This window comes from Streptomyces sp. NPDC050535 (assembly GCF_044457665.1).
Lineage (GTDB): Bacteria > Actinomycetota > Actinomycetes > Streptomycetales > Streptomycetaceae > Streptomyces.
Genome location: NZ_JBITHE010000038.1, coordinates 26,003 through 47,201, shown reverse-complemented (window position 1 = coordinate 47,201; position 21,199 = coordinate 26,003). Strand labels below are relative to the sequence as shown.

The 21,199-nt window shown below is 69.8% G+C and carries 14 protein-coding genes and 3 tRNA genes; 10 read left to right on the top strand and 7 right to left on the bottom strand.

Annotation, left to right across the window (positions count from 1 at the left end; genetic code table 11):
• Positions 1-126: 126 nt before the first annotated feature.
• Positions 127-1,593, bottom strand: coding sequence for a non-reducing end alpha-L-arabinofuranosidase family hydrolase (locus tag ACIBLC_RS39815; RefSeq protein WP_399216381.1), 1,467 nt, complete (start codon positions 1,591-1,593; stop codon positions 127-129).
• 880 nt (positions 1,594-2,473) lie between these two features.
• Between ACIBLC_RS39815 and ACIBLC_RS39810 the strand changes: the two genes are divergently transcribed.
• Entirely contained in the window at positions 2,474-3,904 is a 1,431-nt protein-coding gene (locus tag ACIBLC_RS39810) for an endo-1,4-beta-xylanase (RefSeq protein WP_399216380.1), read from the top strand.
• A gap of 99 nt (positions 3,905-4,003) precedes the next feature.
• The gene (locus ACIBLC_RS39805) at positions 4,004-5,305 is read left to right on the top strand and encodes an RICIN domain-containing protein (protein WP_399216383.1); all 1,302 of its coding nucleotides are present in this window, start codon (positions 4,004-4,006) and stop codon (positions 5,303-5,305) included.
• A gap of 108 nt (positions 5,306-5,413) precedes the next feature.
• On the opposite strand, the gene ACIBLC_RS39800 is transcribed toward ACIBLC_RS39805, so the two are convergent.
• The 3 genes from ACIBLC_RS39800 to ACIBLC_RS39790 form a co-directional block, all read right to left on the bottom strand.
• Positions 5,414-5,486, bottom strand: a tRNA-Glu gene (locus tag ACIBLC_RS39800).
• A gap of 80 nt (positions 5,487-5,566) precedes the next feature.
• Complete coding sequence (locus ACIBLC_RS39795) at positions 5,567-7,258, bottom strand: metallophosphoesterase (protein WP_399216379.1); 1,692 nt, start codon at positions 7,256-7,258, stop codon at positions 5,567-5,569.
• Positions 7,259-7,514: 256 nt separating this feature from the next.
• Positions 7,515-7,865: a metallopeptidase family protein gene (locus ACIBLC_RS39790; RefSeq protein WP_399216378.1), complete on the bottom strand. Its 351-nt coding sequence runs from the start codon at positions 7,863-7,865 to the stop codon at positions 7,515-7,517.
• A gap of 334 nt (positions 7,866-8,199) precedes the next feature.
• Between ACIBLC_RS39790 and ACIBLC_RS39785 the strand changes: the two genes are divergently transcribed.
• The 5 genes from ACIBLC_RS39785 to ACIBLC_RS39765 all read left to right on the top strand — a co-directional run bounded on the left by ACIBLC_RS39785 (position 8,200) and on the right by ACIBLC_RS39765 (position 16,450).
• Complete coding sequence (locus ACIBLC_RS39785) at positions 8,200-8,724, top strand: hypothetical protein (protein WP_399216377.1); 525 nt, start codon at positions 8,200-8,202, stop codon at positions 8,722-8,724.
• 237 nt (positions 8,725-8,961) lie between these two features.
• The gene (locus ACIBLC_RS39780; protein ID WP_399216376.1) at positions 8,962-11,307 is read left to right on the top strand and encodes a DEAD/DEAH box helicase; all 2,346 of its coding nucleotides are present in this window, start codon (positions 8,962-8,964) and stop codon (positions 11,305-11,307) included.
• A gap of 250 nt (positions 11,308-11,557) precedes the next feature.
• Positions 11,558-14,635: an FG-GAP repeat domain-containing protein gene (locus tag ACIBLC_RS39775; protein WP_399216375.1), complete on the top strand. Its 3,078-nt coding sequence runs from the start codon at positions 11,558-11,560 to the stop codon at positions 14,633-14,635.
• A 61-nt stretch (positions 14,636-14,696) separates the two neighbouring features.
• Positions 14,697-16,256, top strand: a complete 1,560-nt coding sequence (locus ACIBLC_RS39770; protein WP_399216374.1) for an amino acid permease — start codon at positions 14,697-14,699, stop codon at positions 16,254-16,256.
• Positions 16,257-16,377: 121 nt separating this feature from the next.
• A tRNA-Lys gene (locus ACIBLC_RS39765) sits at positions 16,378-16,450 on the top strand.
• A gap of 91 nt (positions 16,451-16,541) precedes the next feature.
• On the opposite strand, the gene ACIBLC_RS39760 is transcribed toward ACIBLC_RS39765, so the two are convergent.
• From ACIBLC_RS39760 to ACIBLC_RS39750, 3 genes are all read right to left on the bottom strand, one after another.
• Positions 16,542-16,766, bottom strand: a complete 225-nt coding sequence (locus tag ACIBLC_RS39760; RefSeq protein WP_399216373.1) for a hypothetical protein — start codon at positions 16,764-16,766, stop codon at positions 16,542-16,544.
• Between the two features lie 293 nt (positions 16,767-17,059).
• Positions 17,060-17,686, bottom strand: a complete 627-nt coding sequence (gene ribA, locus ACIBLC_RS39755) for a GTP cyclohydrolase II (RefSeq protein ID WP_399216372.1) — start codon at positions 17,684-17,686, stop codon at positions 17,060-17,062.
• Between the two features lie 144 nt (positions 17,687-17,830).
• Entirely contained in the window at positions 17,831-18,340 is a 510-nt protein-coding gene (locus ACIBLC_RS39750) for a MarR family winged helix-turn-helix transcriptional regulator (protein WP_399216371.1), read from the bottom strand.
• Positions 18,341-18,412: 72 nt separating this feature from the next.
• Here ACIBLC_RS39750 and ACIBLC_RS39745 point away from each other — a divergent pair, with 72 nt between their 5' ends.
• The 3 genes from ACIBLC_RS39745 to ACIBLC_RS39735 all read left to right on the top strand — a co-directional run bounded on the left by ACIBLC_RS39745 (position 18,413) and on the right by ACIBLC_RS39735 (position 21,115).
• Positions 18,413-19,543 carry a dihydrofolate reductase family protein gene (locus ACIBLC_RS39745; RefSeq protein WP_399216370.1) on the top strand — a complete coding sequence of 377 codons (1,131 nt, stop codon included), beginning with the start codon at positions 18,413-18,415 and terminating at the stop codon, positions 19,541-19,543.
• A gap of 222 nt (positions 19,544-19,765) precedes the next feature.
• Positions 19,766-20,980 (top strand): alginate lyase family protein, encoded by a 1,215-nt coding sequence (locus ACIBLC_RS39740; protein WP_399216369.1) that lies wholly within the window; start codon positions 19,766-19,768, stop codon positions 20,978-20,980.
• Between the two features lie 61 nt (positions 20,981-21,041).
• Positions 21,042-21,115: transfer RNA gene (locus ACIBLC_RS39735), tRNA-Met, on the top strand.
• Positions 21,116-21,199 lie beyond the last annotated feature (84 nt).

The following is a 21,199-nucleotide window of genomic DNA, read 5'->3' as shown; positions in this document are numbered from 1 at the left end:
CCCGGGTTGGTTCGGGGTGGGGCCCCGCCGGGCGCCCCGGGGGGGGGCGGGCCCCGGGGGGGGGCGGGCCCCCCCCCCCCCCCCCCACGCCCGGCTCCATACCGGAGCCGGACTCGTGTCACGCTGTCAGCGCTGCAGTGTCAGCAGACCCGGACGGTAGGGCAGGAGGCCGTAGTCACCGCCGGAGTTGGGGCTGCGTCCCTGGTAGAGCAACTGCAGATTGCAGGGATCGACGGTCATGGTCTGATCGGCGCCGGTGCGGATCAGTTCGCCATGGCTGATGTCGTTGGTCCAGGTGGCGCCACTGTTGGCCTTGCCGGCGAAGGGATTGCTCTCGGTCGCGGCCTGGGGTGTCCATGAGCCGTTCAGACTGGTGGCCGTGAACGAGCGGAAGTAGCGGCCCTGCGAGCCGATCGCCTCGACGATCATGAGGTAGCGGTTCTGGCCCTGAAGCTTGTAGACCTGCGGGGCTTCGAACAGGTTGTTCGTCGTATCGCTCATGACCACTGTCGAGGTCGTGCCGAAGCTGCCCGGGAAGTTCCCGATCGGCATACCGGCCCGGTAGATCTTGCCGTTGTCACCGGCGAAGAACAGGTACATGTTCGTCCCGTCACCGATGAGCGTCTGGTCGATGGGTCCTGTTCCGGAGTCGGAGATGCTTCCGGAGAAGAGCACCTGCTGGGACGACCAGCCATTCGGGTTGCTGGGGTCGCTCGACGTCCGGTAGGAGAAGGCGGTCCCGCCCCACTGGTAGGCGAGCACCCAGATGTTCTTCGGCGCGAAGTAGAAGAGCGTGGGCGCGACGGTGGAAGCCGACATCGTGTTCTGGCCGGCCGAGGCCATCTCCGGCCAATTGGTGAACAGGCCGAAGTTCATCGAACCCCAACTCGTCCCCGTGTCGTGCGTCGTCGCGTAGACGAGTTGCCTGCCGTTGTAGGGGACGACGGTGAAGTCCTTGAGCGAGGCCCACCCCGGCTTGGGCTGCGCCAGCGCGCCCGTTGATGTCCAGCGGTATGCCGACGGAAGCTCGCACGGGCCGGAGTTGTCGCCGCCGACCTTGACGAGCTGCCACTGCTGGTTGGTGCCGCCCCAGTCGTCGTACTGGACGGTGTTCGCGTTGTCGGCGGTGGAGGCGCCTTGTACCTCGAGAGCCTTGTTGCTGTGGCGCGAGATGAACCGTACGTAGCCGTCCGAGCTGTCGGCCAGCCGCCACTGCTGGTTGGCGCCGTTCGCGTCGGCCCACTGGACGATCGAGCCGCCGTTCGCTGTGGACCAGTTGTAGACGTCAAGCACCTTGCCCGAGTGGCGGGACTTGATGCGGTAGTAGCCGCCCCCGGAATCGACGAACTGCCACTGCTGCTGGTTCTGGTCGTTCCTGGTCCACTGGGTGATGCGGGCGCCGTCGTCGGTCGCCATGTTGTAGACATCCAGAGCCTTGCCGCTGTTGCGGTTGACCAGCACATACGAGGCGTTGGGGTCAACGGTCGCCGCGCCGGCGGGCTGGGCGCCGAGGAAGGTAGCCACGAGCAGCAAGGGCGCGAGTACGGCGAGCAGGCGTCTTATACGGACCGGGGACGGGTGGCGTAACCACATCAGAGGGTCTCCTTTGGGGGCGGGGGTGAGGTGACCTCGATGAACCGCGGAGCGGACGTGCGGGGGGACAGGGCAATCTCGAATGTTTCGAAGAATTCCCGGATGCTTCGACGCCACAAGCTAGGAATGGGGCGCCCTCGGGTCAAGGCCTGTCGCCGATCTGTCCACAAACAGCGCTTCCCCTTCGGGCTCGACCGGCTGTCGCGCCGACCGGAGGCAGCCCGGAGTTCGCGGATGCAGCTCGCCAGTCCAAGGCGCCCGCGCGCAGGAGAGACGCCGAATGAGCGGCGTTTGCGCACTCGTACCGGACCCGGCCCCGCGACACCCGCCGACGGCGACGGCGGGTGTGCGCCTTCCGGCTTGCCGGGCCGATAAGTTTCGGGCGGGGAGCCGAAAAGTTTTCTGCGGGGAGTATTGACGATCCATCGTCAATTCCTCAATCATCCCTGTCTGAGAAACCGGCCACAGTTCGAGATATCGAATCACGTCGGTCCTGGGCAAGTCCGTGCTGCACAGCAGATCCGCGCACCAGAGCACCTGCGCCACCCCGTTTCGTTCCGGTGAGGTCCGCACCAGCGCATCCTGGCTCTTCGCGCAGTCGGAGAGGTGCGCGACGCCGCGTGGCGGTCTCCCGGCTGAGCCGCGATGGAGTACGCCATGCCTGTGCCGAGACACCGCCGCCGCCCGCCGTACGTCACCCGACGGCCGACCGGGTTCCCTCCGTGCCGGTGTTGAGATCGTCCCGGTCCCAGGACCGCGGTGTCCGGTGATTCCGTTCCGCCCGGGTTCCGGCCCGTCCCGTCCGTCTGCCTGGTGGGAGCGGACGACGCATTCCCCCGCGCTTCAGTCCTTCCGTGATTTCTACCTTGGAGGCACAGCCATGGGCTCGTACGTCCTTCCCAGACCCGTTATCCGCCGGAAGATCCGCGGCCTGCTGTTGGCGCTGGTCGTCGGCGTCCTCGGTACGGTCGCCGCACTGGTCGCGCCGCCGACCGCACACGCCGCCGAGAACACGCTCGGCGCCGCGGCGGCGCAGAGCGGCCGCTACTTCGGCACCGCCATCGCCTCGGGCAGACTGGGCGACTCGGCGTACACGACGATCGCGGGCCGTGAGTTCAACTCGGTGACGGCCGAGAACGAGATGAAGATCGACGCCACCGAACCGCAGCGGGGCCAGTTCAACTTCACCGCCGGTGACCGCGTCTACAACTGGGCGGTGCAGAACGGCAAGCAGGTGCGCGGCCACACCCTGGCCTGGCACTCCCAGCAGCCCAGCTGGATGCAGAGCCTCAGCGGCAGCACGCTGCGCCAGGCGATGATCGACCACATCAACGGCGTGATGGCCCACTACAAGGGCAAGATCGCCCAGTGGGACGTCGTGAACGAGGCCTTCGCCGACGGCAGTTCGGGAGCCCGGCGCGACTCCAACCTGCAACGCACCGGCAACGACTGGATCGAGGTCGCCTTCCGCACCGCGCGCGCCGCCGACCCGGCCGCCAAGCTCTGCTACAACGACTACAACGTCGAGGACTGGACCTGGGCCAAGACCCAGGCCATGTACGCCATGGTCCGAGACTTCAAGCAGCGCGGCGTGCCGATCGACTGCGTCGGCTTCCAGTCGCACTTCAACAGCGGCAGCCCCTACAACAGCAACTTCCGCACCACCCTGCAGAGCTTCGCCGCCCTCGGCGTCGACGTGGCCATCACCGAACTCGACATCCAGGGCGCCCCGTCCACGACCTACGCCAACGTGACCAACGACTGCCTGGCCGTCCCGCGCTGCCTCGGCATCACCGTCTGGGGTGTGCGCGACACCGACTCCTGGCGGTCGGAGCAAACGCCGCTGCTGTTCAACGGCGACGGCAGCAAGAAGCCCGCCTACACCGCCGTCCTCAACGCACTCAACGGCGGCACCTCCACGCCCCCTTCGGATTCCGGAACGATCAAGGGCGTCGGCTCGGGCCGCTGCCTGGACGTGCCCGGCACCAGTACCACCGACGGCACCCAGCTCAACCTGTGGGACTGCCACAACGGAACCAACCAGCAGTGGACGTACACCGCCGCCGGCGAACTCAGGGTCTACGGCAACAAGTGCCTGGACGCCGCCGGCACCGGCAACGGCGCCAAAGTCCAGATCTACAGCTGCTGGGGCGCCGACAACCAGAAATGGCGCCTCAACTCCGACGGATCCGTCGTCGGCGTCCAGTCCGGCCTCTGCCTCGACGCCGTCGCCGGCGGCACCGCCAACGGCACCCTGATCCAGCTCTACTCCTGCTCGAACGGCGGCAACCAACGCTGGACCCGCACCTGATGGCACCTGCCACCGACGAAGGGTGAATCGATGAAGACCTACGGTGCGGCTTCCCTCGCCCCGCCACGCAGACACCGCTGGTGGTCCCGGATCGCCGCTGTGGTGGCGACGACCCTCGCGATCGGCATGCTCGCCGCGGTGGACCCGGCGCCCGCCGAGGCGGCGACGGTGGACACCAATGCCTGGTACGTCCTGGTCAATCGCAACAGCGGCAAGGCGCTGGACGTCTCCAGCGCGTCCACCGCCGACGGCGCGCGGGTCAGCCAGTGGACGCGCAACGACGGAACGAACCAGCAGTGGCAGTTCGTGGACTCCGGCGGCGGCTTCTACCGCATCGAGGCCCGGCATTCGGACAAGGTCCTCGACGTGGCCGGCGCCTCGACCGCGGACGGTGCCGCGATCCAGCAGTGGGCCGACCACAACGGGGCCAACCAGCAGTTCCGCCTGGCCGATTCGGACGCGGGCCACGTCCGGCTGATCAACCGCAGCAGCGGCAAGGCGGTGGAGGTGCAGGGCGCCTCGACCGCCGACGGCGGCAACGTCGTCCAGTACACCGACTGGGGCGGCGCCAACCAGCAATGGCAGATGGTCAAGCTGTCGTCCGGTGGCGGCGGAGGATGCGGCAGCGCCCCAACTCTGGCGAGCGGTACGCACACGATCCAGAGCGGCGGCAAGAGCCGCAGCTTCATCCTCAGGGTTCCCGCCAACTACGACAACAGCCGCCCCTACCGGCTGATCCTCGCGTTCCACTGGCGGGGCGGAACCGCCGGCGACGTCGCCTCGGGCGGTACGAGCGGGAACGCCTGGTCCTACTACGGCCAACAGGAACAGTCGAACAACGGCGCGATCCTCGTCGCCCCCCAGGGCCTCGGCAACGGCTGGGCCGACTCGGGCGGTGAGGACATCACCTTCGTCGACGACATGATCCGGCGAATCGAGGGCGGCCTCTGTGTCAACCCGGCACAGCGTTTCGCCACGGGATTCAGCTGGGGCGGCGGTATGAGCTACGCACTCGCGTGCAGCCGGGCGAACGTCTTCCGGGCCGTCGCGGTCATTTCCGGCGCTCAGATCAGCGGGTGCAACGGCGGCGCACAGCCCATCGCCTACTTCGGAATCCACGGCATCAGCGACTCCGTCCTCGACATCGCGCAAGGACGGTCCCTGCGCGACAGATTCGTCAGCAACAACGGCTGCACCCCCCAGAGCCCGCGCGAGCCGGCGCCGGGCAGCCGGACGCACATCACCACCGCCTACTCGGGCTGCCGTGCCGGATACCCGGTCCAATGGGCCGCGTTCGACGGAGGCCACATACCCGGTCCGGTCGACGGCTCCCCCGACGAAAGCGGCGTCGCCACCTGGACCAAAGCAGAGATCTGGAGGTTCTTCGCACAGTTCCAGTGACACGCTCGCACCACGGAGTGGAGCCAGGACAGTCCTGGCTCCGCCGCTCTAGACGCAAAAAGTCCCCCTGACCAGCGTTTCCGCAGGTCAGGGGGACTGTAAGAACTGTGCCCCCAACGGGATTCGAACCCGTGCTACCGCCTTGAAAGGGCGGCGTCCTAGGCCGCTAGACGATGAGGGCTATCGGCCCGCCTGGGCGCCTCACGGCGCGTCGGGGACTTGAGAAGCATATGGGATGGCGGGAGGTATCGCCAAAACGGTTTAGGGGGCGCTCTCGGACGGCTGCGCGGACGGGTTCGTGGACGGGCTCCCGGGCGACGTCGAGGGCGGGCCGGAGGACGGCGTGGGTGACCGGAGCGCGCCGCCGGGTTTGTTCTCCTCGGGGAGGTGGCGGCTGACCTCGGCCGTTGTCAGGCCCAGGCCGCCCAGTCTGATCTCGTCCCAGGCCTGGAGTCGGCGGGTGTCCCGGTCGAGGTAGAGGACGGAGGCCTCGATGGGGTCGGGGTACCGGCCCTCCAGGGCGCGCAGCCCGCTGCCGCCCGTCGAGCCTTCGATACGCAGCCGCGTTCCGCCCTTCATGACCTCCATCTCCTGGTGGTGCAGATGGCCCGCCAGTACCAGCGGCACCTCGCTGTCGGTCTCGCGGGCCGCGTCCGGTTCGTGGGCGACGGCGATATCGACGGGTGTGCCCGCCGTCCGCTGGTCCCGCAGCGCCGACGCGAGCCGCGCGCCGGCCAGCTCCTGGGCCTTGGCACCGCCCTGGACGACGGTGCGGTCAGGAGTGAACTGCGGGTCGCCGATGCCGGCGAAACGCAGGCCGGCGACCGTGACGGCCCGGCCCTTGTCCAGGACGCGCACGTTCTTGATCTTCTCGAGGTAGCTCTGGGTGATGAGGGAGTCGTGGTTGCCCCGGACCCAGACGTACGGCGCTCCCAGGTCCGCGATCGGGTCCAGGAAGCCGTTCTCGGCCGCCGTGCCGTGATCCATCGTGTCGCCGGAGTCGACGATCACGTTGATGTCGTACTGCTCCACCAGCGACGCGATGATCTTCCAGCTCGCCGGGTTGAGGTGGATGTCGGAGACGTGCAGGACCCGGATCGTGGTCGGGTCCGGCTCATAGCCTGGGAGCGTGGACGTGACGTCGTACAGCTTCGTCACGTTCGTCACCAGGCGCGCCAACTCCTTCTGGTAGACGTCGAATTCGCTGACGATGTTGCGGGCGTTGCCGACGAGGGAGGGCGCGGAGGAGAGGAGTCCGGAGAACTTGGGCTCCAGGACCGAGTTGGGGTTCCAGGTGGCGAAGGCCGTCCCGCCGGAGGCCGCGAGGAGGGTGAGGGCCAGGCCGCCCGCCGCGAGGGCACGGCGCGGCCGGCGGTAGACCGCGAGGCCGAGCGCGGTGGCCCCGGACACGACGGCCACGCAGGACCGTACGGCCAGGTCGAGCGTGCCGTGCTCCACATCCCGCGCGACCTCGTCCTGGAGCCCGGAAATCCGCTCGGGGTGGTCGACCAGCGCCTGCGAGCGCTCCGGGTCGAGCCGGTCCACGTCCACGTCCAGGCGTAGCGGCGCCTGGTGACTGCTCAGTTCCAGGGCGCCGAGCGGGGCGACGTTGATCTTCGTGCCGCCGGTGAGGGAGGGCCGCAGGGTCATGGTGGTGTCCATCGGCCCGACCGGCACGCGCACGTTCCCGACGATCAGCAGCCCCAGCCAGGCGCCGAGCAGCACGACGGTCATCAGGCTCAGGATCCGGGCGTACGGGTGTGGCTGCGGGACGAGTTCGGTCACCGGGTGGGGGCGGCGGGCGCGGTAACGGCGGGCCAGGACGACGAGTGCGCGGACGCGCGATGCGGATGATGCGCATGGCGCGGGTGGTGCGGATCGGGTGAGTCGTATGTGGCGTAGGTGACGTATGCGGTGCAGGGCGGTGGAGACGGCAGCGGGGACGCGGGCCATTGGTCGCGTATGCCCAAGTGTGGGGACGGGTATGCCGGGGTGTCCCGACTGTCACGTCGGGACACCCGCGGCCCGGCATCGGCGCTTGTACCCGCACGCCGATGCCGTTCGTCCGGGCCGGTGCCGACCCCCGTGCGGCCCCGGCCCGACCCCCGTGCGGCCCGGGACCGACCCCCGTGCGGCCCGGGACCGACCCCCGTGCGGCCCGGGACCGACCCCCGTGCGGCCCGGGACCGACCCCTGTGCGGTCCCGGACTCAGCCCCAGCCCAGTTCGTGCAGTCGTTCGTCGTCGATGCCGAAATGGTGGGCGATCTCGTGGATGACGGTCACGGCGACCTCGTGCACGACCTCGTCCGGGGTCTCGCACATCCGCAGGGTGGGGCCCATGTAGATCGAGATGCGGTCGGGGAGTACGCCCGCGTACCACTCGCCCCGGTCCGTGAGCGGGGTGCCCTCGTAGAGGCCCAGCAGCTCCGGGTCGTCGGCCGGGGGCTCGTCCTCGACGAACACGGCGACGTTGTCCATGACCCGCGTCAGCTCGGGCGGGATCTGGTCGAGGGCCTGGCTCACGAGCTCTTCGAAGTCTTCGCGCGTCATCTCCAGCACAAGGCCATTGTCAGGGACGGTGTGCTCGTGGCGGAGACATCCGGAGGCTCCGGACGTGTACGGCGGGAGGTTCCACGGCCCCGGTCGCCGCCGGGAGCCATGGTGCGACCCCCATTCCCTCCAGGTGGTACCCGTCGTCGGCGCTTGACGACCGCGTCTCCGCTCGCGGTGCGTGAATTCCACCGTCCCGACGCCGCCCGGACGATCATGGGCCGGCGGGTACGGGTGACGTTCGTCCGGTTATCGCGGTTCGCACCCCCGGCGCGCGTGTCTTCTTGCGGGCGGCGGGAGTTGGGCAGGGGGACTCCCCAACCGCCCTCGGAGGTGGCTGCCCGTGCGCGCCTTGTACGTACCTGTCCGTCTGGCCGCCACCGCCCTGGCCGTCGCCGCGGCAGCCGGCTGTATGAGCGTGGGTGACGACGGGGGCCGGTCCGCGCCCTCGCATTCGGCGGGGCAGCGCGGCGGCGAGGCCCCCGACGGCGGGACCGCCGACAGTGGAGGCGGCACCGGGTTCCACGGGGCGAAGGGGGCCAAGGGGGGCGGCGGTTCGCCGAAGCCCGGTGAGTCGGTGTCCGGGTCCGCGTCTCCGTCCGCTTCGTCGTCCGCGGGCGCGAAGCCCTCCACGAAGCCCACGGCGAAGGGCGGCCAGGGCCGGCCGGTGGACCCCGCGGCGCCGACCAAGGGCGAGCCGAGTGCCACCCGTACGACGGAGGAGCCGACGCCCGAGCCGCCGGCTTCCACGGTGTCGACGCCGCCGGTGGTCGAGCCGAGTACGGCGGAGCCGTCGTCCTCGGCTCACGAGCAGGCCACGCAGCTCATGAACCGGGAGCCGGCGCCGCGGGCGGGGGCGCCGGTGTAGCCCGTCCCGAGTAGCCCGCACACACCCCTGACCTGCGCTTATGAGGGCGGTTTGCCTTCAGGGGGCAGCGGTGCGTATGGTAGTAGATCGTTTGATACCAATTGCCTGGCGCCGATGAAGAGAGCGCCGCGTGGCGCGTACTCTCCCTTGCCGTGGCCGGACCGCATAGAGGCGGTCGATTGCGACTTCACGGAGTTTGGGCGCGTGCCGTAGAACTCCGGAAGGTTTGCATTTCGCATGTCTGTTTCCAGTACTGATCACGTCGTCGTGCCCGAGAACAACGAGAACGACACCGTCGAGACCGTCGGCACCGAGAGCCCCCAGATCGTCGAGACGGTCGGGACGACCGTTGAGCCGACCGTCGAGTCCGCTCCCGAAGCGGTCGTCTCCGCTCCTGATGCGGTTGTGTCCGCTCCCGAAGCGTCCGAGAAGTCCGAGGCGTCCGAGACCCCGGAGATCACCTTCGGCTCCCTCGGCCTCCCCGACGGAATCGTCCGCAAGCTCGCGCAGAACGGCGTGACCGCCCCCTTCCCGATCCAGGCCGCGACCATCCCGGACGCCCTGGCCGGCAAGGACATCCTCGGCCGCGGCCGCACCGGCTCCGGCAAGACCCTCGCGTTCGGTCTGCCGCTGCTGGCGGCGCTGTCCGGCGGCCACACCGACAAGAAGAAGCCCCGCGGCATCATCCTCACGCCGACGCGTGAGCTCGCGATGCAGGTCGCGGACGCGCTCCAGCCGTACGGCGACGTACTCGGCATGAAGATGAAGGTCGTCTGCGGCGGTACGTCCATGAGCAACCAGATGTACGCCCTGGAGCGCGGTGTCGACGTCCTCGTCGCCACCCCGGGCCGGCTGCGCGACCTCATCAACCGCGGCGCCTGCTCGCTGGAGAACGTCCAGGTCGCCGTCCTCGACGAGGCCGACCAGATGTCCGACCTGGGCTTCCTGCCCGAGGTCACCGAGCTGCTCGACCAGATCCCCGGCGGCGGCCAGCGCATGCTGTTCTCGGCCACGATGGAGAACGAGATCTCCACGCTGGTCAAGCGCTACCTGACCAACCCGGTCACGCACGAGGTCGACAGCGCCCAGGGCAACGTCACGACCATGACGCACCACATCCTCATCGTGAAGCCCAAGGACAAGGCGCCGGTCACCTCCGCGATCGCCTCCCGCAAGGGCCGCACGATCATCTTCGTCCGCACCCAGCTCGGCGCCGACCGCATCGCCGAGCAGCTCTGCGAGTCCGGCGTGAAGGCCGACGCGCTGCACGGCGGCATGACGCAGGGCGCGCGCACCCGCGTCCTCGAGGACTTCAAGAAGGGCCACGTCAACGCGCTCGTCGCGACCGACGTCGCCGCCCGCGGTATCCACGTCGACGGCATCGACCTGGTCCTGAACGTGGACCCGGCCGGTGACCACAAGGACTACCTGCACCGCTCCGGCCGTACGGCCCGCGCGGGCCGCAGCGGCACCGTCGTATCCCTCTCGCTGCCGCACCAGCGCCGCCAGATCTTCCGGCTGATGGAGGACGCGGGCGTCGACGCCTCGCGCCACATCATCAACTCCGGTACGGCCTTCGAGCCCGAGGTCGCCGAGATCACCGGCGCCCGGTCGATGACCGAGGTCCAGGCCGAGTCCGCGGGCAACGCGGCGCAGCAGGCCGAGCGTGAGGTCTCGCACCTCACGAAGGAGCTGGAGCGCGCGCAGCGTCGCGCCGTCGAGCTGCGTGGCGAGGCCGACCGCCTGGTCGCCCGTGCCGCGCGTGAGCGTGGCGACGACCCCGAGGCCGCGCTGGCCGAGGCCGCTCTCGTCGTGGAGGCCGCGGCCGCGGCCGCCGCGGTGGAGCAGGCGGCGGTCGCCGCGGCGCCGGTCCGCGAGGAGCGTCCGCGCCGTGACGACCGGGGCAACTTCGAGCGCCGTGACCGTCGTGACGAGCGTCCCTCGGGCGGCTCGGGCGGCTTCAACCGTGACCGTCAGGGCGACCGCGGTGGCCGTTCCTTCGAGCGTCCTTCGGGCAACTCGGGCGGTTTCCGTCGCGAAGACCGTCGTGACGACCGTCCCTCCGGCGGCTTCCGTCGTGACGACCGCCCGTCGGGTGGCTCGGGTGCTTCCGGTGGCTTCAACCGTGACCGTCGTGACGACCGTGGCGGCCGTTCTTTCGAGCGTCGTGACGAGCGTCCCTCGGGCAACTCGGGTGGCTTCAACCGTGACCGTCGTGACGACCGCGGTGGCCGTTCTTTCGAGCGTCGTGACGAGCGTCCCTCGGGCAACTCCGGCGGCTTCCGCCGTGACGAGCGTCCCTCGGGCGGTTCGGGCGGCTTCAACCGTGACGAGCGTCCCTCGGGCGGCTCGGCCGGCTTCAACCGTGACCGTCGTGACGAGCGTCCGTCCACCCACCGTGGCAGCGACCGTCCCTTCAACCGTGACCGTCAGGGCGACCGCCCCACCGGCGGCTTCCGCGCCGGCGGCCACGACCGCCCGACCGGCCGCCGCGACGACCACCGAGGCGGCACCGGCACCGGCACCGCCACGGGTTCCTTCGGCCGCCGCGACGACAAGCCCCGCTGGAAGCGCAACGGCTGACGTCCGCGCCTGACGCCTGACGCCTGACGTAACGTCCGCGAGGACCGAACGCCGCCGTGGCCCCCACCGATCCGGTGGGGGCCACGGCGTTTTTCATGCCCGCGCCACCCGCGTGCCACTCGAAAGCACTTTCCCGACAGCTGTGAACTCCCTGTAAGATCAACCGACTTCTGAGACGGATGTGACGGCCGGGGGGCTGGGGCATCGAAAAGCGGTGCGTATCCCGTCTCGATTCCCGGGGAGGGTCTTCGTGGCTCGTCGTTCCTTCGTACGTCTGCGCCTGCTCGCCGCCTCCGCGGTACTGGCGGCCGGCCTGACCCCGCTGCTGCCGTCCTCGACGGCGCTCGCGGACGTGCCCGTCGCGGACGTTCCGCAGGAGACGGTGGTGCCGGCGACGCTCCGCGGGAGCTACGCCTATGCATCGCTGCAGACCCCGTCTTCGTACAGCGGCCACGACGGCGCCGGGACACAGGGTGTCTTCCACACTCTGGAAGGCACCGGGGCGGTCTGGACGCGGTACGCGGACGGGAAATCCGTACCCGTGACGCCGCCGGCGGGGGCCGTCCGGAGCGGGACCGGCGCTGACGTTCTGTCGTACTACTACACCGGGGGCCGTGTCGACCTGTGGAACGTGGTCGACGGCACCACCCGCACGATCGATGTGCCCACGGGTCTGTCGCGCCTCACCACGTACAGCGACCTGGCGGTCGGCTGGCGCTCCGTACAGGACGAGAACGGGACCGCCTGGCGGGAGATGCACCTGCTGTTCCCGGAGACCGACGGAACCACCCGCGATGTGCCGGTCACCGGGCTGCCCGCGGGGGTGAACCTCGGGGCGGCGTTGGGCGGTGACGCCACCGGGCTGCTCTTCCAGGCCGCCCAGGACGGGCGGAACCTGGCGGTGATGGTCGACCGGAGGACGGGCCAGGTGCGGAGCATGACCCCGCCGCGTTCCAAGGTCTACCTCAAGGCTCAGGTCACCACCGATCACGTGGTGCTGTTCAACCTCAACGACGCGACCGTTCTGGTCTTCCCGCGCTCCGACCTGTCCGCCACCCCGGTCGAGGTCACCCTGAACGGCAGCGGGGTGAATCCCGCCCAGGATCTCGCCGTCGTCGGCGACTGGCTGATCCACCGGCCCAGCGGCGGTACGGCGATATTGGCCAAGCCCATCGCCGGTGGTCCCGAGGTGACCCTGCTGACCTCGTCGGGCCCCGGTGCCTCCGCCGTCTCCGACGGCACCGCGGTCGTCGTCGGACGCACCGGAGCGGACGACCACGGCATCCAGCGCATCGTCCCCGGCGCCGACGGCAGCCCCACGGTCACCATGCTCAAGGCGCTGCCGAAGCCGCCGTACAAGATCCAGGGGCTGGCGCTGGATCAGGGGAAGCTCGTCGTCGCCGACGCGAGTGTCGCTGACGTCCGCGACGCTTACGTTCGGACCGTCGCCGCGGCAGGGACACCGAATTACGGAGCGCGCACGACGGTCGACGGGATCACCACACGGCTGGGTTCCTGCCCGGTGACCGACCTCGGGTGCTCCCAGGTGTTCGGCATGCCCGACGGGCGGGCCGCGTGGCTGCAGCGAGGCTCGGACGGGCACGACCTGATCCGGGTCGCCGTGGCCGGCAACAACTGGGAGAGCGAGGTCCCGGGCGGCGGACGGATCACCGACGCCTCCGGCAAGTATCTGATCCACACGACGTCCGACCGGCAATCCGTCTACGAGATTGGCGACAACCTCCTCCCGGTCGTCAACCGCACCCCAGGCCCCGCCGCTCTCTCCGGAGACGTCCTCTGGACCGCGGGCGCGACCTCGGGCACCGTCACCGCCTACGACCTGACGCAGAAGAAGACCACCGAGACCCTCGTCACCGACGCCGGCTGTGCCCCCACCGAACTCCAGGCGCTGGGCCGTTGGTTGTACTGGAACTGTGGCGACAGGGCCGGCGTGTACGACCGTACGGCGAAGAAGTCCGTGTCTGTGCCCGCTGACGAGGCGAAGCTCGGCGACGGATACGTCGTCACACACGACAGGACGGTCGGAAAGCTGACGCTGACGACGGTCGTCGACGGCAAAGCCGCGAGCCGGGTCGTCGGCGACCTGCCGGACACCGGGGTTTCCCAGCGGGACGTGCGCTGGACGGTGGACGAGTCCGGCGCGAACGCGGCCTACGTGGATGCCAAGGAGCAGGTGCACCTGGTGCCGTCCGGTGTTGCACAGCAGCCGTTGCGTCCGCTGGCCGCGGTGTACCGCGCGACGGATCTTGAATCGCGCCAGACCGATCCGGCCCTGTACTCGCTCACCCGGGTGCTGTTGTCGAAACCGGCAGCGAGCTGGACGCTGACCGTTCGCGACAAGGCGACCGGGAAGGTCGTCGACACCACGACCGGCGGGGCGGCGCGCGGCGACCTGAAGGTCGGCTGGTACGGGGTGGGCGGCACGAAGCTTCTCCCCAGTGGCCCGTACGACTGGACGTTGTCGATCACGCCCGCGGACGGAGAGGGCGCTCCGCTCTCGCTCCAGGGAGCGGTCCGACTGCTGCACGGCAGCCCGGCGCACCACGACTACGCCGGAGGTTCTGACGGCAGGGGCGACCTGCTCACCCTCAATGGCTACGGCGAGCTGACCTTCCATCGAAGTGTGGGGAACGGAACGTTCCAGATCTCGGCGATCGGCGCCTACTGGCCCACGGCGCGTAAAGCGGTGCCCGTCGGAGATCTGAACGGCGACCACTGCAACGACGTCCTGGTACAGCTGACCGACGGCACCCTCAGGCTGTACAAGCCGGACTGCGACTCGGTTCTGCAGTCGACGACGCCGTACACGTCACTGGGCACCGGCTGGAACCAGTACGACGTCCTGACCACCCCCGGTGACATGACCAAGGACGGCCGCCCCGACCTGCTCGCCCGCAACACCTCCACCGGCGCCGTCTACCTCTACAAGGGCACCAGCACCGGCAAGTTCGCCACGCGCGTGAAGCTGTACGACAACTGGAAGACGTACAAGAAGGTCGTGGGCGCCGGTGACCTGAACGGCGACGGTATCGGCGATCTGATCGCGCAGGACAGGACCAACGCGCTGTACCGCTACTACGGCACGGGCAAGGGCACCTTCACCTCCCGCGTGAAGCTGTCGGTGACCTGGGGGATCAACTACGACGTGGTCGTCGGCCCGGGGGACATCACCGGAGACGGCAGGGCCGACCTGGTCGCACGCGACACGGCGGGCAATCTGTACCGCCAGAACGGCACCGGCACGGGGTCGTTCGGGACGCGCGTGAAGATCGGGACCGGCTGGCAGAGGTACAAGGGAATCTTCTAGGCGCGGTTTTCGGCCATGGTGTGACGCATGTCGGGCCCCCGGCAAGGGAATCGCTGGGGGCATGACAAACTCCACGCCTGATGCGAGAGCCAGTGGGCTGCCGGAAGGAAACCTCTCCGACGAGGAACGGCTCGCCCAGCTCGGCTACACGCAGGTTCTCGCCCGCCGCATGTCGGCGTTCTCCAACTACGCGGTCTCCTTCACGATCATCTCGGTCCTGTCGGGCTGCCTGACGCTGTACCTGTTCGGCATGAACACCGGCGGCCCCGCCGTGATCACCTGGGGCTGGGTCGCCGTCGGTCTGATGACGCTGTTCGTCGGCCTCGCGATGGCCGAGATCTGTTCGGCGTATCCGACCTCCGCGGGCCTCTACTTCTGGGCCCACCGGCTGGCCCCGCCCCGTACGGCCGCCGCCTGGGCCTGGTTCACGGGCTGGTTCAACGTCCTGGGCCAGGTCGCGGTGACCGCCGGCATCGACTTCGGCGCGGCGTCCTTCCTGGGCGCCTACCTGAACCTCCAGTTCGACTTCGAGGTCACACCGGGCCGCACCGTGCTGCTGTTCGCCGGGATCCTGGTCCTGCACGGGCTGTTGAACACCTTCGGCGTCCGCATCGTCGGCCTGCTCAACAGCGTCAGCGTGTGGTGGCACGTGGTGGGCGTGGCGGTCATCGTCGGCGCGCTGACCTTCGTACCGGACGAACACCAGTCCGCCTCCTTCGTGTTCACGGAGTTCGTGAACAACACGGGCTGGGGCAGCGGCGTGTACGTCGTCGCCCTCGGCCTGCTGATGGCGCAGTACACCTTCACCGGGTACGACGCCTCCGCCCACATGACGGAGGAGACGCACGACGCGTCGACGGCGGGCCCCAAGGGCATCGTCCGCTCGATCTGGACCTCGTGGATAGCGGGCCTGGTCCTCCTCCTCGGCTTCACCTTCGCGATCCAGTCCTACGACGGTGCCCTCGGGTCGCCGACCGGGGTGCCGCCGGCCCAGATCCTGCTCGACGCGCTGGGCGCGACCACCGGCAAACTGCTGCTGCTCGTGGTGATCGGCGCGCAGCTGTTCTGCGGTATGGCGTCGGTCACGGCCAACTCCCGCATGATCTACGCCTTCTCGCGCGACGGCGCGCTGCCCTTCTCGAACGTCTGGCACACGGTGAACCCGCGCACGCGGACGCCGGTGGCGGCGGTCTGGCTGGCCGCGCTGTCGGCGCTGGTCCTCGGTCTCCCGTACCTGATCAACGTCACGGCGTACGCGGCGGTGACCTCCATCGCCGTCATCGGCCTCTACATCGCGTACGTCATCCCGACCCTGCTGCGGATTCGCAAGGGCGAGGCCTTCGAACGCGGGCCCTGGCACCTGGGCCGCTGGTCCCGCCCGATCGGCATCGTCTCCGTGGCCTGGGTGGCGGTCATCACGGTCCTCTTCATGCTCCCGCAGGTCTCCCCGGTCACCTGGGAGACCTTCAACTACGCCCCGATCGCGGTCCTCGTGGTCCTCGGCTTCGCCGCGACCTGGTGGCTGGCCTCGGCCCGCCACTGGTTCCTCAACCCCGACCACGAACGCACCCTGGCCCGCGAAGCCGCCCGCAAGGGCGCTCCCGAACCGGTCGATCCGTAACCTTGTGCGCGTGTGACGTGGCCGGGTCCCCGATACCCGATCGGAGACCCGGCCACGTCCGGCTATGCTCGGGGATGCATCGCCACAGCATCCTCAACGGGATCGCCGTACCCCGATGCGTGGACCCTTAGCTCAATTGGCAGAGCAGTGGACTTTTAATCCATTGGTTGTGGGTTCGAGTCCCACAGGGTCTACCGAACGGACCCCAGGTCAGAGGCAATCCGACCTGGGGTCCGCTGTCGTTTCCGGGGCCGGGGCCGCTCGGACGGGGCAGGGTGACCCCGCTCACGGGATCTCTCCGCTCTGCGAAGGACGCCGGGGACGTTCCGGGCAGCGCGGTCCGCACTCGTACACCTCGATGCTCAGATCGTGTGCGCCGTTCATGCCGGGCGCCCGCCCGGCCGATCTCGCGCCGCGGAGCAGCGGGGTGGCGCACCAGCAGCAGCTCCAGCCGGAGTACTGGGCGTGCGTCAGGTGGTCGACGTGCGGCGGTATCGGCTGCCAGGTCATGGCTGGTCGACGAGCGGGGTCAGGTCGAAGGCCTGTCGGATATCCGTGGCCCCCACGGGCCGCCCGTCGTCTGCCATGTCGACTCCAGTCGGTCGCCCACGCCCTCGAAGCCTGCCGTCGGCCGAGAGGGCTCTGTCGTTCTCGCGTCCTCGCGATCCCGGGTGAGTCCGGTATCGCGCGGACAACGGTCCGCCGCGTTCTGACAACGCTTCTCGAAGCAGGCCCCGGACAGATGCACTTGGGCGCGGAAATATTCGCCGCCGAACCGACCGGGCCCGGAGCGGGCGGGTGCGTCAGCCCGCCGTGAGTTCCGTCAGGGGCAGCGTGTGGTGGGTCTGGAGGACCTTGGCGCGCAGGTAGCGGACGTTGTGGGCCGTGGTGAAGACGCCTGTCGGGACGCGGTGGGAGACGGTGACGCCGAGGTCGCGGAGCTGGTCGGCCTTGTCGGGGTTGTTGGAGAGCAGGTCCAGGGAGTCGATGCCGAGGGCCTGGAGCATCTGCGCGGCGGCCGTGTAGTCGCGACCGTCCTCGGGCAGCCCGAGCGCGGCGTTCGCGGCGTAGGTGTCGAGGCCCTGGTCCTGGAGGGCGTACGCGTCGAGCTTGTTGTAGAGGCCGATCCCGCGGCCCTCCTGGCGGAGGTAGAGCAGGACGCCGCCCCGGTCCGCGATCCGTTCCACCGCCTCGCGCAGCTGTGGGCCGCAGTCGCAGCGGGCCGAGCCGAAGACGTCTCCGGTCAGGCACTCGGAGTGCAGCCGCACCAGCGGGTTCGCCCCGGGGTCGCCCAGGACCACGGCCAGGTGTTCCAGGCCGTCGGCGAGTCCGTGGAAGGTGACCAGCTCCGCGTCGACCGAGTAGCCGTCGCCGAAGCGCAGGGGCACGGCGACGCGGGTGCGCACCGTGGCGGTGGGGAAGTCGCGCATGTTGTCTCTCCGGTCGGGTCCAGCGGGTTCGTGCATCCGCGTACTGCTTAAGATTTGAAACACATCCTCGGAGACGCACAGTACATGGTGCTTTAATGTTCAAGCAATGGGTTGCATGGCCCTACGTCCCAGGCGTCTCGCGCCTCATGGTGTGGATGAACGCCGCCGCCACGGCAGATCTTCCCCCGAAGCCCTGGGATTCTCGCCCTCGATCGCCTGCGTGACCTTCCGGCAGATCGCCTCCAACTGCCCGACCTCCTCGGCGGTCAACTGGTCGAAGAGCGCGCTCCGTACCGTCTCCACATGCCCAGGCGCTGTCCGCTCCAGTACGGCCATGCCCTCGTCCGTGAGGACGGCGACGTGCCCGCGCCTGTCGGTGGGACAGCCCTCCCGGCGTACCGTGCCGTCCTTCTCCAGCCGCGTCACGGCGTACGTCAGGCGGCTCCGGGTGATCTTCAGGCTCTCGGCGAGCTCGGTCATCCGCAGCCGCCGGTCCGGCGCTTCGGAGAGCATGGCGAGGATGGAGTAGTAAAGGTGGGGCATTCCCGCCCGCGCCTGGAGCTGCCGGTCGATCGCGTCCTCCAGGAGTGAGGACGCGGAGACGTACGCGCGCCAGGCGCGCTGTTGGGCGGGGGAGAGCCAGCGGGTCGTCATGCCCCCAGTCTAGGTATTGTTTAAAAATTGAACCACTGAGAGCCGAGAGCTCGGAGCTGGAGGCGGCACCCCATGCCCCACCCCTACGTCCTGCTGTCCGCCGCCGTCTCCCTAGACGGCTTCCTCGACGACACCGGCCCCGAACGTCTGCTCCTCTCCGGCGCGGCCGACTTCGACCGCGTCGACGAGGTACGGGCGTCCAGCGACGCGATCCTGGTCGGCGCCGGCACCCTCCGCACGGACAACCCCCGCCTGCTGGTCAACTCCCCCGAGCGGCGCGCCGCCAGGGTCGCGGCGGGACGCCCGGAGTACCCGCTGAAGGTGACGGTCAGCGGGTCCGGCGACCTCGATCCCGCCGCACGGTTCTGGCACACCGGCGGCGAGAAGGCCGTCTACACGACGGACAAGGGCGCCGAGCGCCTGCGCGGCCTCGGCCTGGCCGCGGACGTCGTCCCGGTCGGCCCCGAGCTGGACTGGCGGGCCGTCCTCGAACACCTTCATGACGTACGGGGTGTGCGGCGCCTCATGGTCGAGGGCGGCGGCCGGGTGCACACGCAGTTGTCGCGGGAGGGCCTCGCGGACGAGATCCAGCTCGCCGTCGCACCGCTCTTCGTCGGCGAGACGGACGCGCCCCGGCTCTTCGGGCCGGGACCGTATCCGCCGGGGCGGCTGCGGCTGGTGGAGACGCGGGCCGTCGGAGACGTCGTCCTCATGCGGTACGTCCCCACCGCGCCCGGCTCCGGCCGGCTCGCCGCCGCCGCGGACCGGCGCTGGCTGGAGGCCGCCTGCGAGCTGGCGGCGCTGTGCCCGGCGTCGGAGACCGCGTTCAGCGTGGGGGCGGTCGTGGTGGCCGAGGACGGGACCGAGCTGGCGCGCGGCTACTCCCGGGAGGGCGGCGATCCCCTGGTGCACGCCGAGGAGGCGGCGCTCGCCAAGGTCGACCCCGCCGACCCGCGGCTCGGGTCCGCCACGGTCTACAGCAGCCTCGAGCCGTGTGCCCGGCGGGCGTCCCGGCCCGCCCCGTGCGCCCGGCTCATCCTCGACGCCGGGGTGCGCAGGGTGGTCACCGCGTGGCGGGAGCCGGACACGTTCGTGGCGGGGGCCGACGGGAACGGGATGCTGGTGGCCGCGGGCGCCGATGTCCTCGTACTCCCGGAGTACGAGGAGCGGGCGATGGCGCCCAACCGGCATCTGCTGGGGTAGCTCGCGTGGGGAGTCGGTGCGGGCCCCGAGGGGTTCGCCCCCTCCGCCCCTTCCCGTCCCGTTCCTGAGGGCTGCGCCCCCAGACCCCCTTTCGCGCTTCGCGCTCGTCGCCCGTCCTCAAGCGCCGGACGGGCTGAATCTCACGTGCGGCCTAAGAGAATCTGCGCCCGCTCCCGCCAGCCGTCAGGCTGCTCGTGAGCCGACTCGGAGGCAGGAGCAGCGATGGGTGCAGTGGGGCGGCGTGTGACGGCGGTGCTGTTGGCGCCGGTGCTGGTCGGGCTGGTGGCGTCGTGCGGGATGTCGTCGTCGCAGCCGCGGACGGCGCGGGCGCGATCCGGGAACGCGGCGTTCGCGCACCCCGGCGTGCTCGTCAGCAAGGACCAGCTGACCGCCGTACGCGAACACGTGGAGGCCGGGAAACAGCCTTGGCTCCAGGCGTTCCTGGACATGCGGGACAGCAAGTACGGGTCGTACAGGTACGAGGCGAAGCCGTACGCCACCGTCGACTGTCCGCCCGGCGACCGGGCCGGGCACGGCTGCGTCGAGGAGCGCGAGGACGCGATCGCGGCGTACACGCAGGCGTTGCTGTGGAGCATCACGGGCAAGCGGGAGCACGCCGACAAGGCCGTGCAGATCATGGACGCCTGGTCGGCGAAGGTGAAGAAGCACACGGCGGGGAACGCCGGCCTGCAGACCGCGTGGGCCGGGTCGACGTGGGCGCGGGCCGGGGAGATCGTGCGGCACACCGGAGCCGACTGGCCGGCGGCGAGCATGACGCGGTTCCAGGGCATGCTGCGGACCGCCTACCTCCCCGTGGTCAGCGAGAAGGTCCCGGACTACAACGGGAACTGGGACCTCGTCATGACCGACGCCGCCATCGGCATCGCCGTGTTCCTCGACGACCACAAGGCGTTCGACGACGCCGTCGAGCGGTTCCGGCAGCGGGTGCCCGCGTACTTCTACCTCGCCAAGGACGGGAAGGTGCCGCTGACGCCCGCCGGCAGCACCGTCGACACCCCGCAGAAGCTGACCACGTACTGGTTCGGGCAGCGGCGGTACACGGACGGGGTCTCGCAGGAGACCTGCCGCAACTTCAAGCACGTCGGGTACTCGCTCGCCGCCACCGCGCACATCGCCGAGACCGCCTGGCACCAGGGCGTCGACCTCTACCGCGACGTCAAGGACCGGCTGAAGGCCGCGCTCGACTTCCACTCCAGGTACCAGCTGGGGGAGACGGCGCCGGGGTGGCTGTGCGGCGGGCGGGTCGACCGGAACATGGGGCCCGACCTGGAGGTCGCGCTCAACCACCTGGAGGACCGGCTCGACGTGCACGTCCCGGCCGCCCACCGGCTGGCCGAGCAGACGCGGCCGGCCGGCACGGACGATCTGTTCGTGTCCTGGGAGACGCTCACGCACACCGGGAATCCGGCCGGCTGAGGGGTGGACATCAATGGTGGTGCCGGGCGTCCCGCGAGTGGCGTATAGTTGGGTTTAACGACGCGGGGTGGAGCAGCTCGGTAGCTCGCTGGGCTCATAACCCAGAGGTCGCAGGTTCAAATCCTGTCCCCGCTACTTATGGCCAAGGGCCGGAACTCGGATTCACGAGTTCCGGCCCTTGGTGTTTCCGGCGGTTCTGGCCGGCCCGAACCGCGCGTC